At 69.0% G+C, this 16,164-nt stretch carries 16 protein-coding genes; 10 read left to right on the top strand and 6 right to left on the bottom strand.

Annotated features, from left to right (window positions below; all coding sequences use genetic code 11):
- The first annotated feature begins 125 nt into the window (after positions 1–125).
- From BM417_RS27320 to BM417_RS27305, 4 genes are all read left to right on the top strand, one after another.
- Entirely contained in the window at positions 126–689 is a 564-nt protein-coding gene (locus BM417_RS27320) for a TetR/AcrR family transcriptional regulator (RefSeq protein ID WP_093600341.1), read from the top strand.
- 79 nt (positions 690–768) lie between these two features.
- Positions 769–1,962, top strand: coding sequence for a cytochrome P450 (locus BM417_RS27315; RefSeq protein WP_093600338.1), 1,194 nt, complete (start codon positions 769–771; stop codon positions 1,960–1,962).
- Position 1,963: 1 nt separating this feature from the next.
- On the top strand, positions 1,964–2,158 hold the full coding sequence (locus BM417_RS27310; protein WP_093600335.1) for a ferredoxin: 195 nt from the start codon (positions 1,964–1,966) through the stop codon (positions 2,156–2,158).
- A 309-nt stretch (positions 2,159–2,467) separates the two neighbouring features.
- Complete coding sequence (locus BM417_RS27305; RefSeq protein ID WP_143138816.1) at positions 2,468–3,397, top strand: hypothetical protein; 930 nt, start codon at positions 2,468–2,470, stop codon at positions 3,395–3,397.
- 116 nt (positions 3,398–3,513) lie between these two features.
- Here BM417_RS27305 and BM417_RS47970 read toward each other — a convergent pair whose 3' ends face one another.
- Positions 3,514–3,654: a hypothetical protein gene (locus BM417_RS47970; protein WP_177320619.1), complete on the bottom strand. Its 141-nt coding sequence runs from the start codon at positions 3,652–3,654 to the stop codon at positions 3,514–3,516.
- Between the two features lie 183 nt (positions 3,655–3,837).
- Here BM417_RS47970 and BM417_RS27300 point away from each other — a divergent pair, with 183 nt between their 5' ends.
- Positions 3,838–6,765: an AfsR/SARP family transcriptional regulator gene (locus tag BM417_RS27300; RefSeq protein WP_093600329.1), complete on the top strand. Its 2,928-nt coding sequence runs from the start codon at positions 3,838–3,840 to the stop codon at positions 6,763–6,765.
- A gap of 85 nt (positions 6,766–6,850) precedes the next feature.
- On the opposite strand, the gene BM417_RS27295 is transcribed toward BM417_RS27300, so the two are convergent.
- The gene (locus BM417_RS27295) at positions 6,851–7,702 is read right to left on the bottom strand and encodes a phospholipid scramblase-related protein (RefSeq protein WP_093600326.1); all 852 of its coding nucleotides are present in this window, start codon (positions 7,700–7,702) and stop codon (positions 6,851–6,853) included.
- Here BM417_RS27295 and BM417_RS27290 point away from each other — a divergent pair.
- Positions 7,701–8,330 carry a TNT domain-containing protein gene (locus BM417_RS27290; RefSeq protein ID WP_218164570.1) on the top strand — a complete coding sequence of 210 codons (630 nt, stop codon included), beginning with the start codon at positions 7,701–7,703 and terminating at the stop codon, positions 8,328–8,330. The two genes, BM417_RS27295 and BM417_RS27290, sit on opposite strands and share 2 nt — an antisense overlap.
- On the opposite strand, the gene BM417_RS27285 is transcribed toward BM417_RS27290, so the two are convergent.
- From BM417_RS27285 to BM417_RS27270, 4 genes are all read right to left on the bottom strand, one after another.
- Positions 8,323–8,514 carry a ferredoxin gene (locus tag BM417_RS27285; protein ID WP_093600724.1) on the bottom strand — a complete coding sequence of 64 codons (192 nt, stop codon included), beginning with the start codon at positions 8,512–8,514 and terminating at the stop codon, positions 8,323–8,325. The two genes, BM417_RS27290 and BM417_RS27285, sit on opposite strands and share 8 nt — an antisense overlap.
- Positions 8,511–9,722, bottom strand: coding sequence for a cytochrome P450 (locus BM417_RS27280; protein WP_093600320.1), 1,212 nt, complete (start codon positions 9,720–9,722; stop codon positions 8,511–8,513). Before BM417_RS27280 ends, BM417_RS27285 begins: the two co-directional genes overlap by 4 nt.
- 31 nt (positions 9,723–9,753) lie before the next feature.
- Positions 9,754–11,295 carry an ABC-F family ATP-binding cassette domain-containing protein gene (locus BM417_RS27275; protein WP_245822191.1) on the bottom strand — a complete coding sequence of 514 codons (1,542 nt, stop codon included), beginning with the start codon at positions 11,293–11,295 and terminating at the stop codon, positions 9,754–9,756.
- A 125-nt stretch (positions 11,296–11,420) separates the two neighbouring features.
- Positions 11,421–11,969 carry a TetR/AcrR family transcriptional regulator gene (locus BM417_RS27270; protein ID WP_093600314.1) on the bottom strand — a complete coding sequence of 183 codons (549 nt, stop codon included), beginning with the start codon at positions 11,967–11,969 and terminating at the stop codon, positions 11,421–11,423.
- A 58-nt stretch (positions 11,970–12,027) separates the two neighbouring features.
- Between BM417_RS27270 and BM417_RS27265 the strand changes: the two genes are divergently transcribed.
- The 4 genes from BM417_RS27265 (at position 12,028) to BM417_RS27250 (ending at position 16,163) form a co-directional block, all read left to right on the top strand.
- A complete protein-coding gene (locus tag BM417_RS27265; protein WP_093600311.1) occupies positions 12,028–13,074 on the top strand; it encodes an FAD-dependent monooxygenase in 1,047 nt (348 codons plus the stop codon).
- A 5-nt stretch (positions 13,075–13,079) separates the two neighbouring features.
- Entirely contained in the window at positions 13,080–13,730 is a 651-nt protein-coding gene (locus tag BM417_RS27260) for a hypothetical protein (protein ID WP_143138815.1), read from the top strand.
- A 206-nt stretch (positions 13,731–13,936) separates the two neighbouring features.
- Entirely contained in the window at positions 13,937–15,088 is a 1,152-nt protein-coding gene (locus BM417_RS27255; protein WP_093600305.1) for a nitric oxide synthase oxygenase, read from the top strand.
- A gap of 10 nt (positions 15,089–15,098) precedes the next feature.
- On the top strand, positions 15,099–16,163 hold the full coding sequence (locus tag BM417_RS27250) for an APC family permease (RefSeq protein WP_218164577.1): 1,065 nt from the start codon (positions 15,099–15,101) through the stop codon (positions 16,161–16,163).
- Position 16,164 lies beyond the last annotated feature (1 nt).

The following is a 16,164-nucleotide window of genomic DNA, read 5'->3' as shown; positions in this document are numbered from 1 at the left end:
CGGTCGTCCGGTTTCCTCTTCGGGTCAACTGCCGCAGGCGATTCGGGCCGAAGCGGAGGCCGGATGGCCGACTCAAAGGCGAACTCGCCGCCGTCTGCGGAGCAGCGGCCACAGATGGAGGTCGGTTGGGCCGCACCCCCCTGGACGCGCCGGCGCGTCAGCAGGAGGTCTTCGCCGCCGTGCTCGGAGTGCTGGCCGAAGTCGGCTACGCGCGGTTCAACATGGACCTCGTCGCGGGCCGGGCGCGCGCCAGCAAGGCGAGCCTCTACCAGCGCTGGCCGTCCAAGGCGCGGCTCATCACGGACGCCCTGAAGGCGAACCTGCCCCAGCTGCCGCAGCCCGACGAGGGGACGTTCGCCGAGGACGTCCGCCAGATCCTGCTGGCGTGGGGCGAGCCGATGCCGTTCGACACCGCCGGGATCTTCCTCGGGCTGCTCGAAGGCAGCCGCCAGGACGCCGATCTCGCGTGCCTGCGCGAGGAGCACATCGACCGCGCCTACACCGAGCACCTCCGGGTCGCCGTGGACCGGGCGAAGGCGCGCGGCGAGCTGCCGGAACGCCTCGACGCGGACATCCTGATCACCGCGCTGATCTCGACCTTCGTCCTGCGGTCCGGGGAACCAGGCGTGATCGACGGCATCGTCGACGGCCTGTTGAGACCGTTGACCAGTGCATTTCGGACCAAATAACTCGTCAGATCGTAGTCGTTGCGCTACTTTCGGTCATGGATTCAAAAGAACAGTTCTGTTCTGTTGAGGGGGATTTCCCGTGACCGAAACTGCCGTCTGCCCCGTCCTGCACGAGCGCGACCACCCGCTTCAGCCGCCGGTCGGCTTTCCCGAGGCCGTCGGCGACGGGCCGGTGAAGATGCTGTGGCCCAACGGCGTCGAGGCCTGGATCGTGTCCAGCTACGCCGGTGTCCGGCAGGTGCTGTCCGACGCGCGGTTCAGCACCCGCAAGGGCGGTCAGCCCGAGATGCGCACCGACGAGGGCGAGACCGTGCTCGACCCCGACCAGCCGGGCAACATCAACGGCATCGACGGCGCCGAGCACATGCGGTTGCGTCGTCCTCTCTCGCGCGGCTTCATGGTCAAGCGCATGAACGAGCTGCGCCCGCGCATCCAGCAGATCGTCGACGAGCACCTCGACGTGATGGAGGCCAAGGGCGCTCCGGCCGACCTGGTCACCTCGCTGTGCCTGCCGCTGCCGTCGCTGGTGATCGCGGAGCTGCTGGGCGTGCCGCCGGAGCATCAGGAGCTGTTCCAGGCCACGGCCGGCGACCTGTTCGGCAAGAACGGCTCGAAGGACGAGTACCTCGCGCACGCCACCAAGCTCGCCGAGGTGCTCGCGCCGATCGTCGCGGAGAAGAAGGCCGCCGGGACGAACGACGACATGATCGGCCTGATGGCCAACGACACCGACTTCAGCATGGACGAGCTGATCTTCCTCTGCATCGGCCTGCTCGCGGCCGGGCACGAGACGACGTCGAACTTCCTCGGCCTGTTCACGTTGCACCTGTTCGAGAAGCCCGACCAGCTGGAGATCCTTCGGCGCGACCCGAGCCGCGCCGACGTGATGGTCGAGGAGCTGATGCGGTACACGGTGGGCCAGCTCGGCGGTGCCGGCCTGACCCGCAGGGCGACCGAGGACGTCGAGGTCGACGGTGTGCTGATCAAGGCGGGGGACTGGGTGAGCGTGTCGCTCATCGCGAACCTCGACGAGGAGCTCTGCCCGCGGGCCGAGGAGCTCGACCTGGAACGGGACGCCGTGTCGCACCTGGGGTTCGGTTTCGGGCCGCACCAGTGCCTCGGCGCCAACCTGGCCCGCGCGGAGCTCCAGATCGGGCTGCGGTCGCTGTTCGAACGGTTCCCGAACCTGCGTCCCGCCGTGCCCGTGACGGAGATGGACTACCGCGACGACATGATCACCTACGGCGCGGCCGAGATTCCGGTGGTGTGGTGACGTGACCGTCCGGATAGACCAGACGAAGTGCATCGGATCGGGCCAGTGCGTGCTCGCCGCACCGGACGTGTTCGATCAGTCGGATGACGACGGGCTCGGCCTCGTGCTGGTCCCCGAACCGTCCGCCGAACTGCTGCCGGGCGTTCGTGACGCGGTGGACAGGTGTCCCGCTCAGGTGGTGAGCCTGGAAGAGTGACTTGATCGGCCGTTCCGGTGAGGAACAATTACCGGAAATGGATTCAGTTGGGCCGTGCTGACACCTTGTTGGCCCCTTTCCGATCACCATGGCCGTCCGAAATCGTAGGCGCGGCCACCACGGCGTTGTGGTGGCCGCGCCGACGTGTTCCGGGAGAGTCCAAAGACCCTTCCCGACCAGGCCCGACAGAGGGATGGTGGCGGCGGCGCGGTGAATACCGGCGGTGTGTAACGGGTACCTCGACAGAAGGTGCGCGGCGCACGTCAGGAGGGCCAACCTATGTTCAGCGGCGAAGCTTTTCCAGCTCGCGTGGACAAAACCGACGTGCGGCATGTCGAAACTCTGACAAGTGCGCTACGGGCACTCGACTACGAATACGGCGGCGGCGCCTGCCGGGACGCTTGTGTCGCATTGCTGAACTGGGCGAACCCGTTGCTCGACACCGGCTCCAGCGGACGGGTGCTGCACCGCCTCCAGGTGGCGATCGCCGACCTGCACAACCTGGCCGGCTGGGCGTCGTTCGACATGGGACTCCTCGAGTCGGCGCACCTGCACTTCGGCCGTGCGATGGGCCTCGCGCGCGCGTCGGGCAACAGCGCGCTGGAGGCGAACATCCACTACCGGATGGGCCGGGTGCACCTGCACTACGAGCTTGCCGAGGACGCTTTGGCCTCGTTCCAACGAGGTCTGCCCATCGCGCAGGCCAGTGGGTCCACGTTGGCCGTGTCGATCCTGCACGCCAACGAGGCGTGGGCGTTGGCGAAGATGGGCGCGGAAAGGCGGGCGTTGCGCCAGTTCGCGCGCGCTGAGGACGAGTTCGGACGGTCCGTCGCGGAGGACGCACCGCCGTGGACGCGGTTCTTCGACCTCGCCGACCTGGTGTCCATCGGCGGCATGGTGCACACCGAACTCGCGCGCACCTGCGACGTGAAGTACGCGCGGTCGGCGATCCCGCTGCTCACCAGGGCCATTTCCGCCGGGGGAGAGGAAACGTCGCGCAGCCAGTCGTTCCGGCTGGCCGCACTGGCGATGAACTACATGGTGCAGAACGACACCGAACGCGCCCGCGAGGTCGGGGAACAGGCGATCGCGGTGTCCGGTCCCATCCGCTCGGCCCGCACCCGGGATCGCATGCGGCCGTTGAAGCAGGAGGCGGAACGGTTGCGGGGCAACGAGGCCGCGGACGATCTGGCGTCACGTCTGGGGAAGTTCATGACGACGTCACAAGGCGCGGCCTGAGATCGTGGAGGCGTCGCCGGGGCCCGAGGAGAGGTTTGGGCTTCGAGCCCCGGCGACACCGTCTGGGGAGGAGCGACGCCCCGCTGGGGGGCCAAGACGCCGCTCCTGTCTTGGCGTCAGCAGCGAATCTCGGTGCTGACCTGGTAGAGCGTGCCGTCGACAGTCCGCTCACCGTGGGCGGACGTGCGCACGTCGAGCGTGGCGGCACCGCCGGACCACAGCTTCTTCTGCCCGCTGGAACCGATGTGGGCGGTCATGCCGATCTGCATCACCGGTCTGCGGCCGGTGCGCTCTCGGCCTGAGCCTGGCCGGAGGTCACCACTCCCAATAGCAACGCCGCGGCGGCGACGAAGGTTGTCCTGCTCATGGGCGAGAAGCATCACGCGGCCCGCTGACATTTCGCTGACACCTCGGGTTACCGGCTGGTTAGGATCGGCTCCATGCAACGGCGGTGGGAGTTCAGAGTTCTCGGATCGTTGCAGGTCATCGACTCGGGCCGGGCGGTGGAGCTGCGCTCGGCCAAACAGCGTGTCCTGCTCGCCGCGTTGCTGATGAAGGCGAACGCGCCGGTCTCGTCCTACGAGCTGATGGAACACCTCTGGGGCGAGGAGCCGTCAGGTGCGGCGCGCGCGACCCTGCAGACGTACGTCATGCGGTTGAGACAGTCGCTGGACGACCTGGCCGACCGCAAACTCGTCCGCACGTGGCCCACCGGCTACTCGATCCACGTCGAGGACGACCAGCTCGACCTGCTGACGTTCCAGCGGCTGCGCGCCGAGGCCCGCCGCGCGCCCGACCTGGAGACGGAGGCGCGGCTTCTGGGCGAGGCCGCGGCGTTGTGGCGCGGACCGGCCCTCGACCAGGTGTCGTCGCTGCGGATGGAACAGACCGACGTGCAGCGCCTGAACGAACAGCGCTGGGAGGTGCTGGAACGCCGCAACGACGCCGAGCTCCAGCTGGGCCGGCACGACCAGATCGTCGACGAGCTGCGCTCGCTCGTCGCGGAACATCCGCTGCGCGAACGCTTCTGGTACCAGCTCATGCTCGCGCTGCACCGCACCGGCCAGCAGGCCCAGGCGCTGGACGTCTACCGCCGGGCCAGCGACGTGCTCGCCGACGAGCTCGGCATCGACCCGAACGCCGAGCTCCGCGCTCTGCACATGGAGGTCCTGGCGGGTTCTTCGGCGCCGGTCGCGGTCCAGTCCGGACCTTCCTGGCTGCCGCCCGCGGTCGGCGACTTCTCCGGGCGGTCCGACGAGGTCGTGCGGCTGACCGCCGGGTTGCGCGCCGGGGGCACGTGGACGATCACCGGGCCCGGTGGCGTCGGCAAGACCTCGTTGGCCGTGCAGTGCGCTCACGCCGTCCGGGACGCCTTCCCGGACGGGCAGCTGTACCTGAACCTGCGCGGCGGCGAGCAGAAGTCCGTCGAACCCGCTGCCGCGCTGGACCGGTTGCTGCGCGGTCTCGGCGTGTCGGGCGGCGCCATTCCGTCCTCTGTGGAGGATCGGGTCGATCTCTATCGGGACCTGTTGTCGGACCGGCGGATCCTCGTCGTGCTGGACAACGCCGTGAACGAGGCCCAGGTCCGGCCGCTGCTGCCGGGGACCACCTCGGGTGCCGCCCTGGTCACCTCGCGGGCCGCGCTGGCCGGGCTGGAAGCCGCGCACGTCGTGCCGCTGGACGTGCTGCCGTCCGCGGACGCGCTGGCGTTGCTGCGGGCCGCGGTCGGTGAGGCCCGCTGTGCCGCCGAACCCGCCGCGGCGCAGGAGATCGTGACCTACTGCGGCAAGCTGCCGCTGGCGCTGCGGGTGGCCGCGGCCCGCCTCGTGGCACGTCCGCACTGGCAGCTCGCGAAACTCGCCGGCCGGTTGTCCGACGAACGCCGCCGGTTCGACGAGCTGTCGCTGGGCGACCTCGACGTGCGGGCTTCCCTCGCGTTGTCCTACGACGGCCTGGACAAGACGCACCAGACCGCTTTCCGGCTGCTGTCCCTGGTGGACACCCCGGACTTCCCGGCGTGGGTCGCGTCCCCGTTGCTGGGCCTCGACCTCGACGACGCCGAGGACCACGTCGAGGCACTGGTCGACGCCCGGCTGGTCGACTACGCGGGTCGTGACGCGCTGGGGCAGGTGCGGTACCGGCTGCACGACCTGTTGCGCGCCTTCGGACGGGAGGCCGCCTCCGAGGATCCGGCCATCGCGCTCCAGGCGTTGTTCGAGCACTGGCTCGATCTCGCGACGCGGGCCGACGCGGAGCTGCCGCACCAGGGCGTCCGGCTGGAACCCCTTGCGCTGGAACGGTTCGACCTCGGCGACGCGGCCGACTGGTTCGACGCGGAGTGGCTGAACATCCACGCCGTGATCACCCAGGCCGCGGCGCTGGGGCTGGGAGTCCTGGCCGCCGAGCTGGCGATCCGGTCGGCGGCGTTCTGCGACCTGCGGGCCCGGTTCGACGACTGGGGACAGATCAACGACCTCGGCCTGTCGTGCGCGCCCGAGTCGCACCGGCCGATGCTGTTCCAGCAGCGCGGGATCCTGAGCGCGCGACTGCACGACTACGCCGCGGCTTCCGCTCATTTCCAGGCCGCGCAGGAGGGTTTCGCCGCCGCCGGAGACGTGTGGGGTGAGGCCTACGCCTGGTACGGCGTGGGCTGGATGCATGAGTGGAGCGGACGGTCCGCGGAGGCCCGTGAGGCCCATCGCGAGGCCATGGCGCGTTTCGCCGCCTCCGACAACCCGCACGGCGAGATCGAGGTGTTGTGCTCGCTGGGAGCCATCGAGCGCCGGGCCGGCGGGCTGGTCGCCGCGCAGGGCTACCTGGAGCGGGCCTGCCGGCTCGCCGGGTCGATGGGGGACTCGCAGAGCGAGTTGATGGCCAAGCTGGAACTGGGGAGGTTGCACCAGTTCACCGGCGAGCTGACGCTGTCGGTGGAGTTCCTGAGGTCGTCTCTCGCCGCCGCGCAGAAGTTCGGCGATCCGGACCTGGCCGCGAACATCCGGCTGTTCCTGGCGGACACACTGGTGCGATCCGGGCAGGACTCCCTCGCCGAGGACCAGTTGCGGCAGGCCTGGGAGTTCTTCGACGAGCACGACGACCGGCAGGGCCGCATCTGGGTGTGGCGCCTGAGGTCCGGGATGGCCTCTTCGGCGGAGGAGGCACTGACGCTGGCCTCGCTGGCGATGGAACAGGCCAGGAAGATGGGGTCGCCGCCGGAGTTCGGGCGGTCGTTGCGGGTGCTGGGCGACGCCCTGGCGCGGACCGGGCGGCTGGAGGAGGCGCGCGAGCACTGGCAGCTGGCGGAGGAAACGCTGACGGCGGCGGGGTTCCAGGCCGAGGTCGACGAACTCCGCCTCGCCACCAGGGCCTGAATCGAAGTCTGGTCCGCGACAGCCGGGGCCCGAGGCGGCCCCACCTCAAGCGCGACTCTCATCGAACCAGACTTCGACACAGGCCCTAGCCCTGGTTCTGGCTGAGCACCGTGTCGACCGTGACCCCGGACGCGATGATCATGCTGAGCAACGGGTCCGGCACCTGGCGGTGGAACTGCACGACGTAGTTGTCCGCCGTCGAGAACATGGCTTTCGCCATGCCCTGCCAGGTCTTCGTGATGCGCGCGACCTCGGTGTCGGTGTGGTCCTGCAACGAGAAGTTCCACGCGCGCCAGTTCTCCGCGTAGATGCCGCCGACCTTCATCCCGTTGCACATGTAGGAGAAACGGACCTTGCCGAAGACGTTCTCCTGCACGATCTCCCCGATCGGCATGCCGTCGCCGCGCTCGACCAGGACCTTGGACTTCCACATCGTCGCGGGGCGGGTGATGCGCAGCAGCGGAAGTCCCTGCACGTCGCGGATCTCCAGGCGGACGTCGAGCATCGCGTCCATCTTGGTGAAGGCGCGCAGGGCTTTGGCGGCACCGGACTGGCCGACCTGTTCCACGGTGCCGATGTGGCGGGCGTGCTGGTCGTAGACGACGTAGGAGTTCGACATCTCGACGAGCTTCGCCTTCTGGTTCACGACCAGGACCGGCTCGGTGAACAGGGTGCCGCCACCGCCGCCGACGACGCCCTGGACGCCGGCGCGCTGCACCTGCCGCGCCACGCGGTCCTGGCCGGTGCCGCCCATCTGCACCTCGGCGTGGTGGGCGTCGGACTGCTCCTGGCGTGGCTGCACGTGGGGCGTCCACTGGGTGCCGTCCCACCAGCGGACGAAGCGCTGGTCGGCGTTGTCCGGGTACCAGCCTGGCGCGAAGTTCACACCGATGAGAGTAGTGCGCCGGTCGCGGAACTGCGTCAGGATCGGGAGCATGTTCGTAGGCAAACGATTCTTCGCGGCGTTGCTGGCCGCGGTACTCGTCCTGTTCGGCGTCAATGCCGGAATCGCTGGTGCCGCACCGGAAGCGTGCGCGGGCGCCTACCAGAACGACAGCAGGCTCGGGCCGGAGACGTTGCCGCGGCCGTGGCAGCAGCCGGTGGGGCCGCTGGTCGCCGGGTACCAGCGGTTCGGCTCGCTCGGGCAGGACGCGTTCCTGGCCAGGTACTGGAACGGCACGGGGTGGAACTACCCGCCGCAGGACGGGTTCTGGCTGCGGCCCGACGGTGAGCCGATCAAGTACAGGACGACGTTGCGCCCCGAGACCAGGCTCGACCGGTTCGGCAGCGAGTTCGGCGGGTTCCTGGCGTACAAGGGTTCGCACTACTCGAGCAGGGCGATTCCGCCGCAGAGCCTCTATACGTTCGATGCCGCGTACCGGTGCAACTACCACGCCTACAAGGTGACCAAGGCGTTCGCGGTGTGGGAGGGACCCATCGCGCCCTGGTTCGAGCAGCCCGGCGGCGGGCTCCAGCAGAAGCTGGACAGGGCGCTGGTGCCAGGCGACGGGGCACTGAACGTCGCCTGGCTGCTCTCCAACGGCTACCTCGTGCGGATCAACTGATCGTGATCGCGCCCGCCGGGCACAGGCCCGCCGCCTCCTTCGCGGTGGCCTCGTGCGCGGCGTCGGGGTGCTCTTGCAGCAGTACGACGGTGCCGTCGTCTTCGCTCTGGTCGAAGAGGTCCGGGTCGGTCAGAACGCACATTCCCGAACCGCAGCACTTCGTCTGGTCGACGGAGATCTTCATGCCGACCACGCTACTGGCAGCGAGTGGACCCCGTAGATCCCCATGTCGGTGCGCAGCGGCACCTCCTCGGGGTCGATGTCGAGGCGGAGGTCCGGGAACTCCTGGAACAGCCTGGAGAAACCGATCCGCATCTCGATGCGGGCGAGCTGCTGACCCAGGCACTGGTGGATGCCGTGCCCGAACGCCACGTGGCCGCCGGCCGGACGCCGCAGGTCGAGCTCCTCGGGGTTGCCGGGGAACTTCTCCGGGTCGCGGTTCGCGACCGGCACGTGCATCAGCACGGTGTCGCCCGCCTTGATCAGGTGGCCGTCGATCTCCACGTCCTCGGTGGCGGTGCGCACCGGTCCGAAGTGGATGATCGACAGGTAGCGCATCAGCTCCTCGACGGCGTTGTCGACGACCTCGGGCTCGTCGCGCAGGATCTTCAGCTGGTCCGGGTGCTGAAGGAGCGTGAACGCGCCGATTCCCAGCATGTTCGCCGTGGTCTCGTGGCCGGCCAGCAGGAGCAGCAGCGCCATGTTCGACGCTTCCTCGTCGGTCGGCTCCCCGGTGGCCAGCAGATCGCTGATCATGTCGTCGCCACCGGGGTTCGCCTTCTTGCGCTCGATCAGCTCGCGCATGAAGTCCTGGATGCGCCTGATGGCCTCCATGGCCTCCTTGAAGGTCGACTCCAGGCTGAGCATCTTCGCCGTGTCCTCCTGGAACCTGTGCCGCTCGTCGTAGTCGACGCCGAGCAGCGCGCAGATCACCAGTGACGGCACCGGCAGCGCGAACTCCTTCACCAGGTCCGCTCTGCCTTCGAACGACCGCAGGTGCTTGAGCTGGTCGTCGACGATCGTGCCGATCCACTCGGACAGCTGGTTCATCCGCCGGACCGTGAACTGGCCCTGAAGCATCTTGCGCAGCCGGGTGTGGTCCGGTGCGTCCTGGCTCAGGAACATGCCCGGTTCGACCTTGCGGCCTTCCTCGGGCGCCTCGCCCTGGAACCTGGCGTCCAGCTGGTGGTGCTTGGCCGGGTCGGTCGTGAACTTCGGGCTCCCCAGGACTTCGCGCACCTGGTGGTGGCCGGTGACGAGCCAGCCGAGGTGACCGTCGGCGAACCTCAGCCTGCTGATGCGGGCCTGCTCGCGGATCCGCGTGACCTCGGCGGGCGGGTCGAACGGGTTCTGGCGCGTGGTTGGCAGTTTCTCGGAGATCAGTTCGGTCATCTCGCACACCTCCCAGTGCTTGGCAGAAGACCTATTTCGAAGCTACAGAAGTTTCATGACTCCGTGAAGGTGAATCGAGGGTCACGGACCGCCACGAACCGAAATCTGTCCGCATCTGGCGGTCGTGGGTCGCGACGGCCACCGCCGCACGGGTCCGGTCCAGCGCTTCGGTCAGTTCGTCGACCAGGGCGATCGACAGGTGGTTGGTCGGTTCGTCGAGCAGCAGGACGTGCGGAGCACTGCTCAGCAGGATCGCCAGCTCCAGGCGCCTGCGTTGTCCAGTGGACAGCCGGCCGACCGGGCGCACCAGGTCTTTTCCTCTGAGCAGACCGAGTTCCTCCACCCGCGAACACAGCTGCGCGGCCGTGGCGTCCTCGTTCTCGAACGTCGACTCCTGAGCCAGCAACGCAACCCTGCCGACGTGGTGCACCGTGCCGTTCGACGGTGGGACACGGCCGGCCAGCACGTTCAGCAGCGTCGTCTTGCCCGCTCCGTTCGGTCCGGTGACCAGCAGCTTCTCGCCCGCGCTGAGCGAGATCGGCTCGGTGAGGCGCAGTCGTCCCGGTACGTCGAGCGGAGTGGCGTGCAGCAGGTCGCCGCTCGCCTCCAACTCCGGCGGGGTGAAGCGCAACGGTGGTGGGGGAGCGTCGACGCGTTGGTCGTCCAGCTCTTCCAACCGGCGTGCGACGTTGCGCATCTTGTTCGCGGCACGAGTGCTGCGCTTGTGCTTGAACGCGCCCTTCGGCGGGCGCCAGGCGTCCTGGAGGCGGGACTGGGCCCGTTCGACCTTCTCCGCCAGCTCGTCGTGCTCCGCTTCCTCCTGGGCGAACCGCTGCTCCCAGCGCTGGCGTTCGGCGCGCTTGGCCTCCTTGAACGCCCGGTAGCCGCCGCCGTGCAGGTGCACCTCGCCGTCCGGGGACGGGTCGAGGTCGAGCAACTGCGTGCAGACGTCGTCCAGCAGCGTCCGGTCGTGGCTCACCAGCACCACGACGCCGTGGTGCTGCTCAAGGCGTTCGGTCAGGAAGGCCAGTGCACCCGCGTCGAGGTGGTTGGTCGGTTCGTCGAGCAGCAGGACGTCGGCGCGCTCGGCGAGCAGGCAGGCGAGCCGGACGCGGTACCGCTGCCCGACGCTGAGCTCCGACAGCCTCGCCGACCTGACGTGGTCGGCGTCGAGGGCCTTGAGCGCGATGTCGGCACGGCGCTCGGCGTCCCAGGCCTCGATGTTCTCGGCGTGGGCCAGGGCCCTGGAGTAACGCTGCTCGTCGAACGGCTCCGCCGCACCGTCCAGTTCGGACAGTGCCTGACGGCTTTCGCGCAGCGCCTCGGACAGCAGGTCCCCCACCGTTTCGGCTTCGTGGAACGGCATTTCCTGTTGCACGAGGCTCAACGAACCGTGCCGGGTGACAGTTCCCTGGTCCGGCACCAGGTCTTCGGCGAGCAGACGGAGAAGTGTGGTCTTGCCGCGGCCGTTCTCGCCGATGATGCCGAGACGCTGGCCCGCGGAGACCTTCAGCGAGATGCCGTCGACGACGGGCCCGGCCTCATAGCCCTTGGTGAGATCTTGGGTCGTCAAATGAACATGCGAACGCACGGGGATCCTCTTCTGGGTACGCGAAATCAGGACGTGTTGCGCGGTGGCACACGTCCGTGATCAGAGGTAGAAGACCCCGTACCCGAATCCCATGAAACCCACGGTACTTACGGCCGCAACGCTTTTTCGACGGCCTTGCGGAGGTCCCGCACGCTCTCCTCGGTGCCGGGCGTCGGCCCGACCGTGCTGCCGCCGCCGACGAGCCGGTAGAAGAGCAGGCCCTCCAGGAACGCCGTGAAGTGCGCGCCCGCCCGTTCGGGATCCTCGTGCCCCAGCATCTTCGCGATCGCGGTGGCCTGCTCGCGCGGCGAGTGGACCATGATCGACTTCAGTTCGGGGTGGTGCGTGGCCTCCAGCATCGCCGCGTACCTCGCGAGCGTCCTGTTCCGCTCGACCAGCCAGCTGTCGAGCGTCCTCGCGATGCTGCCCGCGACGTCGTCGGGATCGGGCACGACGTCCAGCCGTTCCTGGTCCGCGAGCCGTGCCACGAACCCCTCGATCAACGCCTTGCGCGTGCGGAAGTACGCGCTGGTGGAGCCTTCCGGCAACCCGGCCCGACGGTCGACCGCGCGGTGGGTGAGCCCGCGCATGCCCTGCTCGGCGACGAGCTGGATCGCGGCGTCGGTGATCAGGTCCCTGCGCACTGTGCTCCTCATCTCTCTACAGCTGTAGTCTACAGATGTAGAGTCTTCTACACCTGTAGAGGAGGATGCGATGAAGGCGATCGTGGTGGGCGGTGGCATCGGCGGGCTGGCGGCGGCGGTGTCGTTGCGACGCGTCGGCTGGGAGGTCGTCGTCCACGAACGCGCGGCCGCCTTCGGTGAGATCGGCGCCGGCGTGGGCGTGATGCCGAACGCGCTGCGGGCGCTGGAGTGGATGGGTGTCGCCGACGAGGTCCGGCGGCTGGGCACGCCGCGCGTGTCGGGCGGCGTCAGGGCGGTCGACGGCCGCTGGCTCGTGCACCTGCCCGACGTCGGCCAGGAGAAGGTCATCGCGATGCACCGCGCCGACCTGCACGGCGTCCTGCTGCGCGCACTCCCGTCCGAGATCCTCTTCACCGACACCGAGGTGACCAGCGCCGACGACCTGGACGCGGACCTGGTGGTGGCGGCGGACGGCATCAACAGCCGCCTGCGCGCGGAACTGCTGCCCGACGCGCCGGGACCGGTGTACGCGGGGGCGACGGCGTGGCGAGGGGTGGCGCCGGGCCCCTGCGACCTGCCCCTCTCGCAGACGCTCGGCCCCGGCGGCGAGGCGGGTGTCCTGCCGCTCGGGGACGGCAGAGTCTGCTGGTACGTCGCGACCGTCGCTCCCGCGCAGGCCGATCTCGACCCGGTGTCGTTGTTCGCGGGCTGGCACGACCCGCTGCCGGAGCTGATCGCCTCGACCGCCGACGTGATCCGGCACGACATCTACCAACTGCCTTTGCTGCCGACGTTCGTGAAAGGCCGGGTGGCGTTGCTGGGCGACGCGGCGCACGCGATGACGCCGTACCTCGGGCAGGGGGCGTGCATGGCGCTGGAGGACGCGGTCACGCTGGCCTCGGTCGACGGTGATCTGGCTCGGTACGACGCGGTGCGCCGCCCCCGCACGCGGTCGGTGTGGAAGGGATCGCTGATGGCGGGCCGGTTCGGCATCGAGGTGCGGTCGCCGATCGCGCTGGCGTTGCGGAACTTCGCCTTCCGCGCGTTGCCGTCGTCGCTGGCGGTGCGGGGAATGACCCGTTTCACCGCGTGGGAGGTCCCCGCGATGCCACGATGACGTTCGTGGACCTCGTGTTGTTCCGCCGCGTGAGCACGGCGGTGATGGTGCTGCTGATGGTCGCGTTCCTGGTGACGGCCGTGCTCGGCGCGGTGGCGGGCGGGCACCCGACCGGGCTGACGTTGTGGCTGGCCGGAAGCGCGATCGTGCTGGGACTGGTGTTCGCCGCGGTCCGCACGATGAAGTTCGCCGTGGCGGGCGACGGCATCGACACACGCGGTCCGCTGCCGGTGTTCCTGTTCGTGCTCTTCGCGGGGTTCATCGGCGGAATAGGGCTTCAGCACACGGTTCTCGCACTTCAGCCCACGATTTCGGTGACCGCCGAAGTGATGGCGTGCGGGTACAGCGGCCGCACGAGGACCTGTGCGGGCGAGTACACAGTGGACGGTGTCGCGTACGCCGGCGAGATGCCCGTGCGGTCGGTGCCGGCCGGGCACGAGGTCGCGATCGAGGTGCTCGCGTCCGACCACTCCGAGGTGGTTTCCCGTTCGTGGCTGGACATCGCGTTCTTCCGCGGCGGCGGAGTCGTTCTCGTCGCGCTGGCGATCGGTTACGGCGTGCGGTGGAATCGGCTGGCGCGTGCGGCGTCCACCCGGCTGCGCGAGCGGACCATTCGTGAAGTTCACTCGAACGGGTCGAATCCAGCGGTGAAGTGAATCACTGGTCAATGTTTGATGTCGGCGCGATAACGGTCGAGAACCACCCTTTGTAGCGCCCATTGTCACCCGGTTGCGGTATCAAGTAATCGCTGTGCGTATCGGACGCGCTCAAGTGATCCAGATGGCGTAACGCGACAGGCGGTTCCCGCTCCACGAAAGCGCAACTACGGTGCCTCGCCATGACCCCCGTCCCGACTGATGTGATGCCACGTTCCCTCAGGGCGCTTCCCCCGGCGCAGGTCGAGAACATCGGCGAGATCGACATCTCCGAGGCTGAGGACTTCGTCCGGCAGCACCACGCCGAACATCCGGAACTCGGTCCCGTCGAGGCCAGGCTGGCCGAGGTGCACGCGGAGATCGCCGCGACCGGCACCTACCGCCACACGACCGCCGAACTGACCTTCGGCGCCCGCGTGGCCTGGCGCAACAGCTCACGCTGCATCGGCCGCCTGTACTGGCGGAGCTTGAAAGTGCGTGACCAGCGCGAGGTCTCGGCCCCCGCCGACGTGGCGGCGGACTGCGTCGAGCACCTCCGCGTCGCCACGAACAAGGGCAAGATCCGGCCCGTCATCACGATCTTCGCCCCCGCCGAGCCGGGCATGGACGCGCCGCAGATCATCAACGAGCAGGTCATCCGCTACGCCGCCTACCGCGGCACCGACGGCGGCGTGCTCGGCGACGCGCGGAACCTGGCGCTCACCGACCTCGCGTTGAAGCGCGGCTGGCAACCACCCGCGACGCGCGGCCCGTTCGACGTGCTGCCGCTGATGGTGTCCTGCAAGGGCCACGACCCCGCGCTCGTCGAGATCCCCGCCGACGCCGTGCTCGAGGTCCCGCTGACACACCCGGACTTCCCGTGGCTCGGGGCGCTCGGCGTGAAGTGGCACGCCGTTCCCGCCATCAGCAACATGCGCCTGCGCATCGGCGGCATCGACTACCCGTCGGCGCCGTTCAACGGCTGGTACATGGGCACCGAGATCGGCGCCCGCAACCTGGCCGACCACGACCGCTACGACCTGCTGCCGTACCTCGCCAAGCGAATGGGCCTGGACATGTCGTCGGAGGCGACGTTGTGGCGCGACCGAGCTCTCGTGGAGCTCAACCGCGCCGTCCTGCACTCGTTCGGCGAGGCCGGCGTGACGATCACCGACCACCACACCGAGTCGAAGAGGTTCCTGACGCACCTGGAGAAGGAGGAGGCCGCGGGACGATCCTGCCCCGCCGACTGGTCCTGGATCGTGCCACCCGTGTCGGGCGGGGTGACGCCGGTCTACCACCGCTACTACGACTCCGGTGAACTGCTGCCGAACTTCTTCCCCGCCGACAAGCCGACCGGATGCCCTGTTCCACACTGACCGGGTGCAACTGACCCGGAGCCTGAGCCTGACCGACGCCGTCTTCGTGGGGCTCGGCTCCATGGTCGGAGCCGGTGTGTTCGTGGTGTTCGCCCCGGCCGCCGCCGCGGCCGGGTCCGCGTTGCTCGTCAGCCTGGTGGTGGCGGGCGTGATCGCCTGCTGCAACGCGTTGTCGAGCGCCTGGCTCGCCGCCAGGTACCCGCAGTCCGGCGGCACGTACGTCTACGGTCGCGAACGCCTCGGGCGTGTGTGGGGCGATCTGGCCGGGTGGGCGTTCGTGCTGGGCAAGACGGCGTCGTGCGCCGCCATGGCGTTGACGGTCGGCACCTACGCCGGTGCGCCGAAATCCGTTGCGGTGGCGGCGATCGTGGCGTTGACCGTGCTGAACCTGACCGGTGTCCAGAAGTCCGCGCTGGTCACCCGGATCATCGTGGTCGCGGTGCTGCTCGTGCTGGCGTCGACCGCGGTCACGGCTCGCGACGCCGTGCAGCCGGCGGAGTTCCTGCCGTCAGGAATCCTTCCCGCCGCCGCGCTGCTGTTCTTCGCGTTCGCCGGCTACGCGCGCATCGCCACCCTCGGAGAGGAGGTGCGAGAACCCGCACGGACGATTCCACGCGCCGTCGTCATCTCGTTGGCGATCACGCTGGTCGTCTACGCGACCGTGGCTCTCGTGGCGTTGAACGCGCTGGGCGGCGATCTGGCCCAGAGCACGCTCGCTGACGTGTCGCCCTCGCTCGCGCCCGTCATCCGGGTCGCCGCCTGCCTGGCCGCTCTCGGTTCGTTGCTCTCGCTGCAACTGGGGGTCAGCCGGACCGCGCTGGCGATGGCGCGCGACCGCCGGCTACCCGGCCTGCTGGCCGACCTGCGCGCCGCCGAGATCGCCACCGGACTGGCCGCGATCGCACTGGTGCTCACCGTCGACGTCACGCGCGCGATCGTGTTCAGCTCGTTCTGCGTGCTGCTCTACTACGCGATCGCCAACGCCAGCGCGTGGACGCTCGGTAAGCGCGTCGTACCCGCGATTGGGCTGGTGGGGTGCCTGACGCTGGCCGGTGCAGTGCTCTGGCAACTGTGAT

This window comes from Lentzea waywayandensis (assembly GCF_900115955.1).
Classification (GTDB): Bacteria; Actinomycetota; Actinomycetes; order Mycobacteriales; family Pseudonocardiaceae; genus Lentzea; species Lentzea waywayandensis.
Note: the sequence above shows the minus strand (reverse complement) of the source record. Positions and strands in the feature narration are given on the sequence as shown.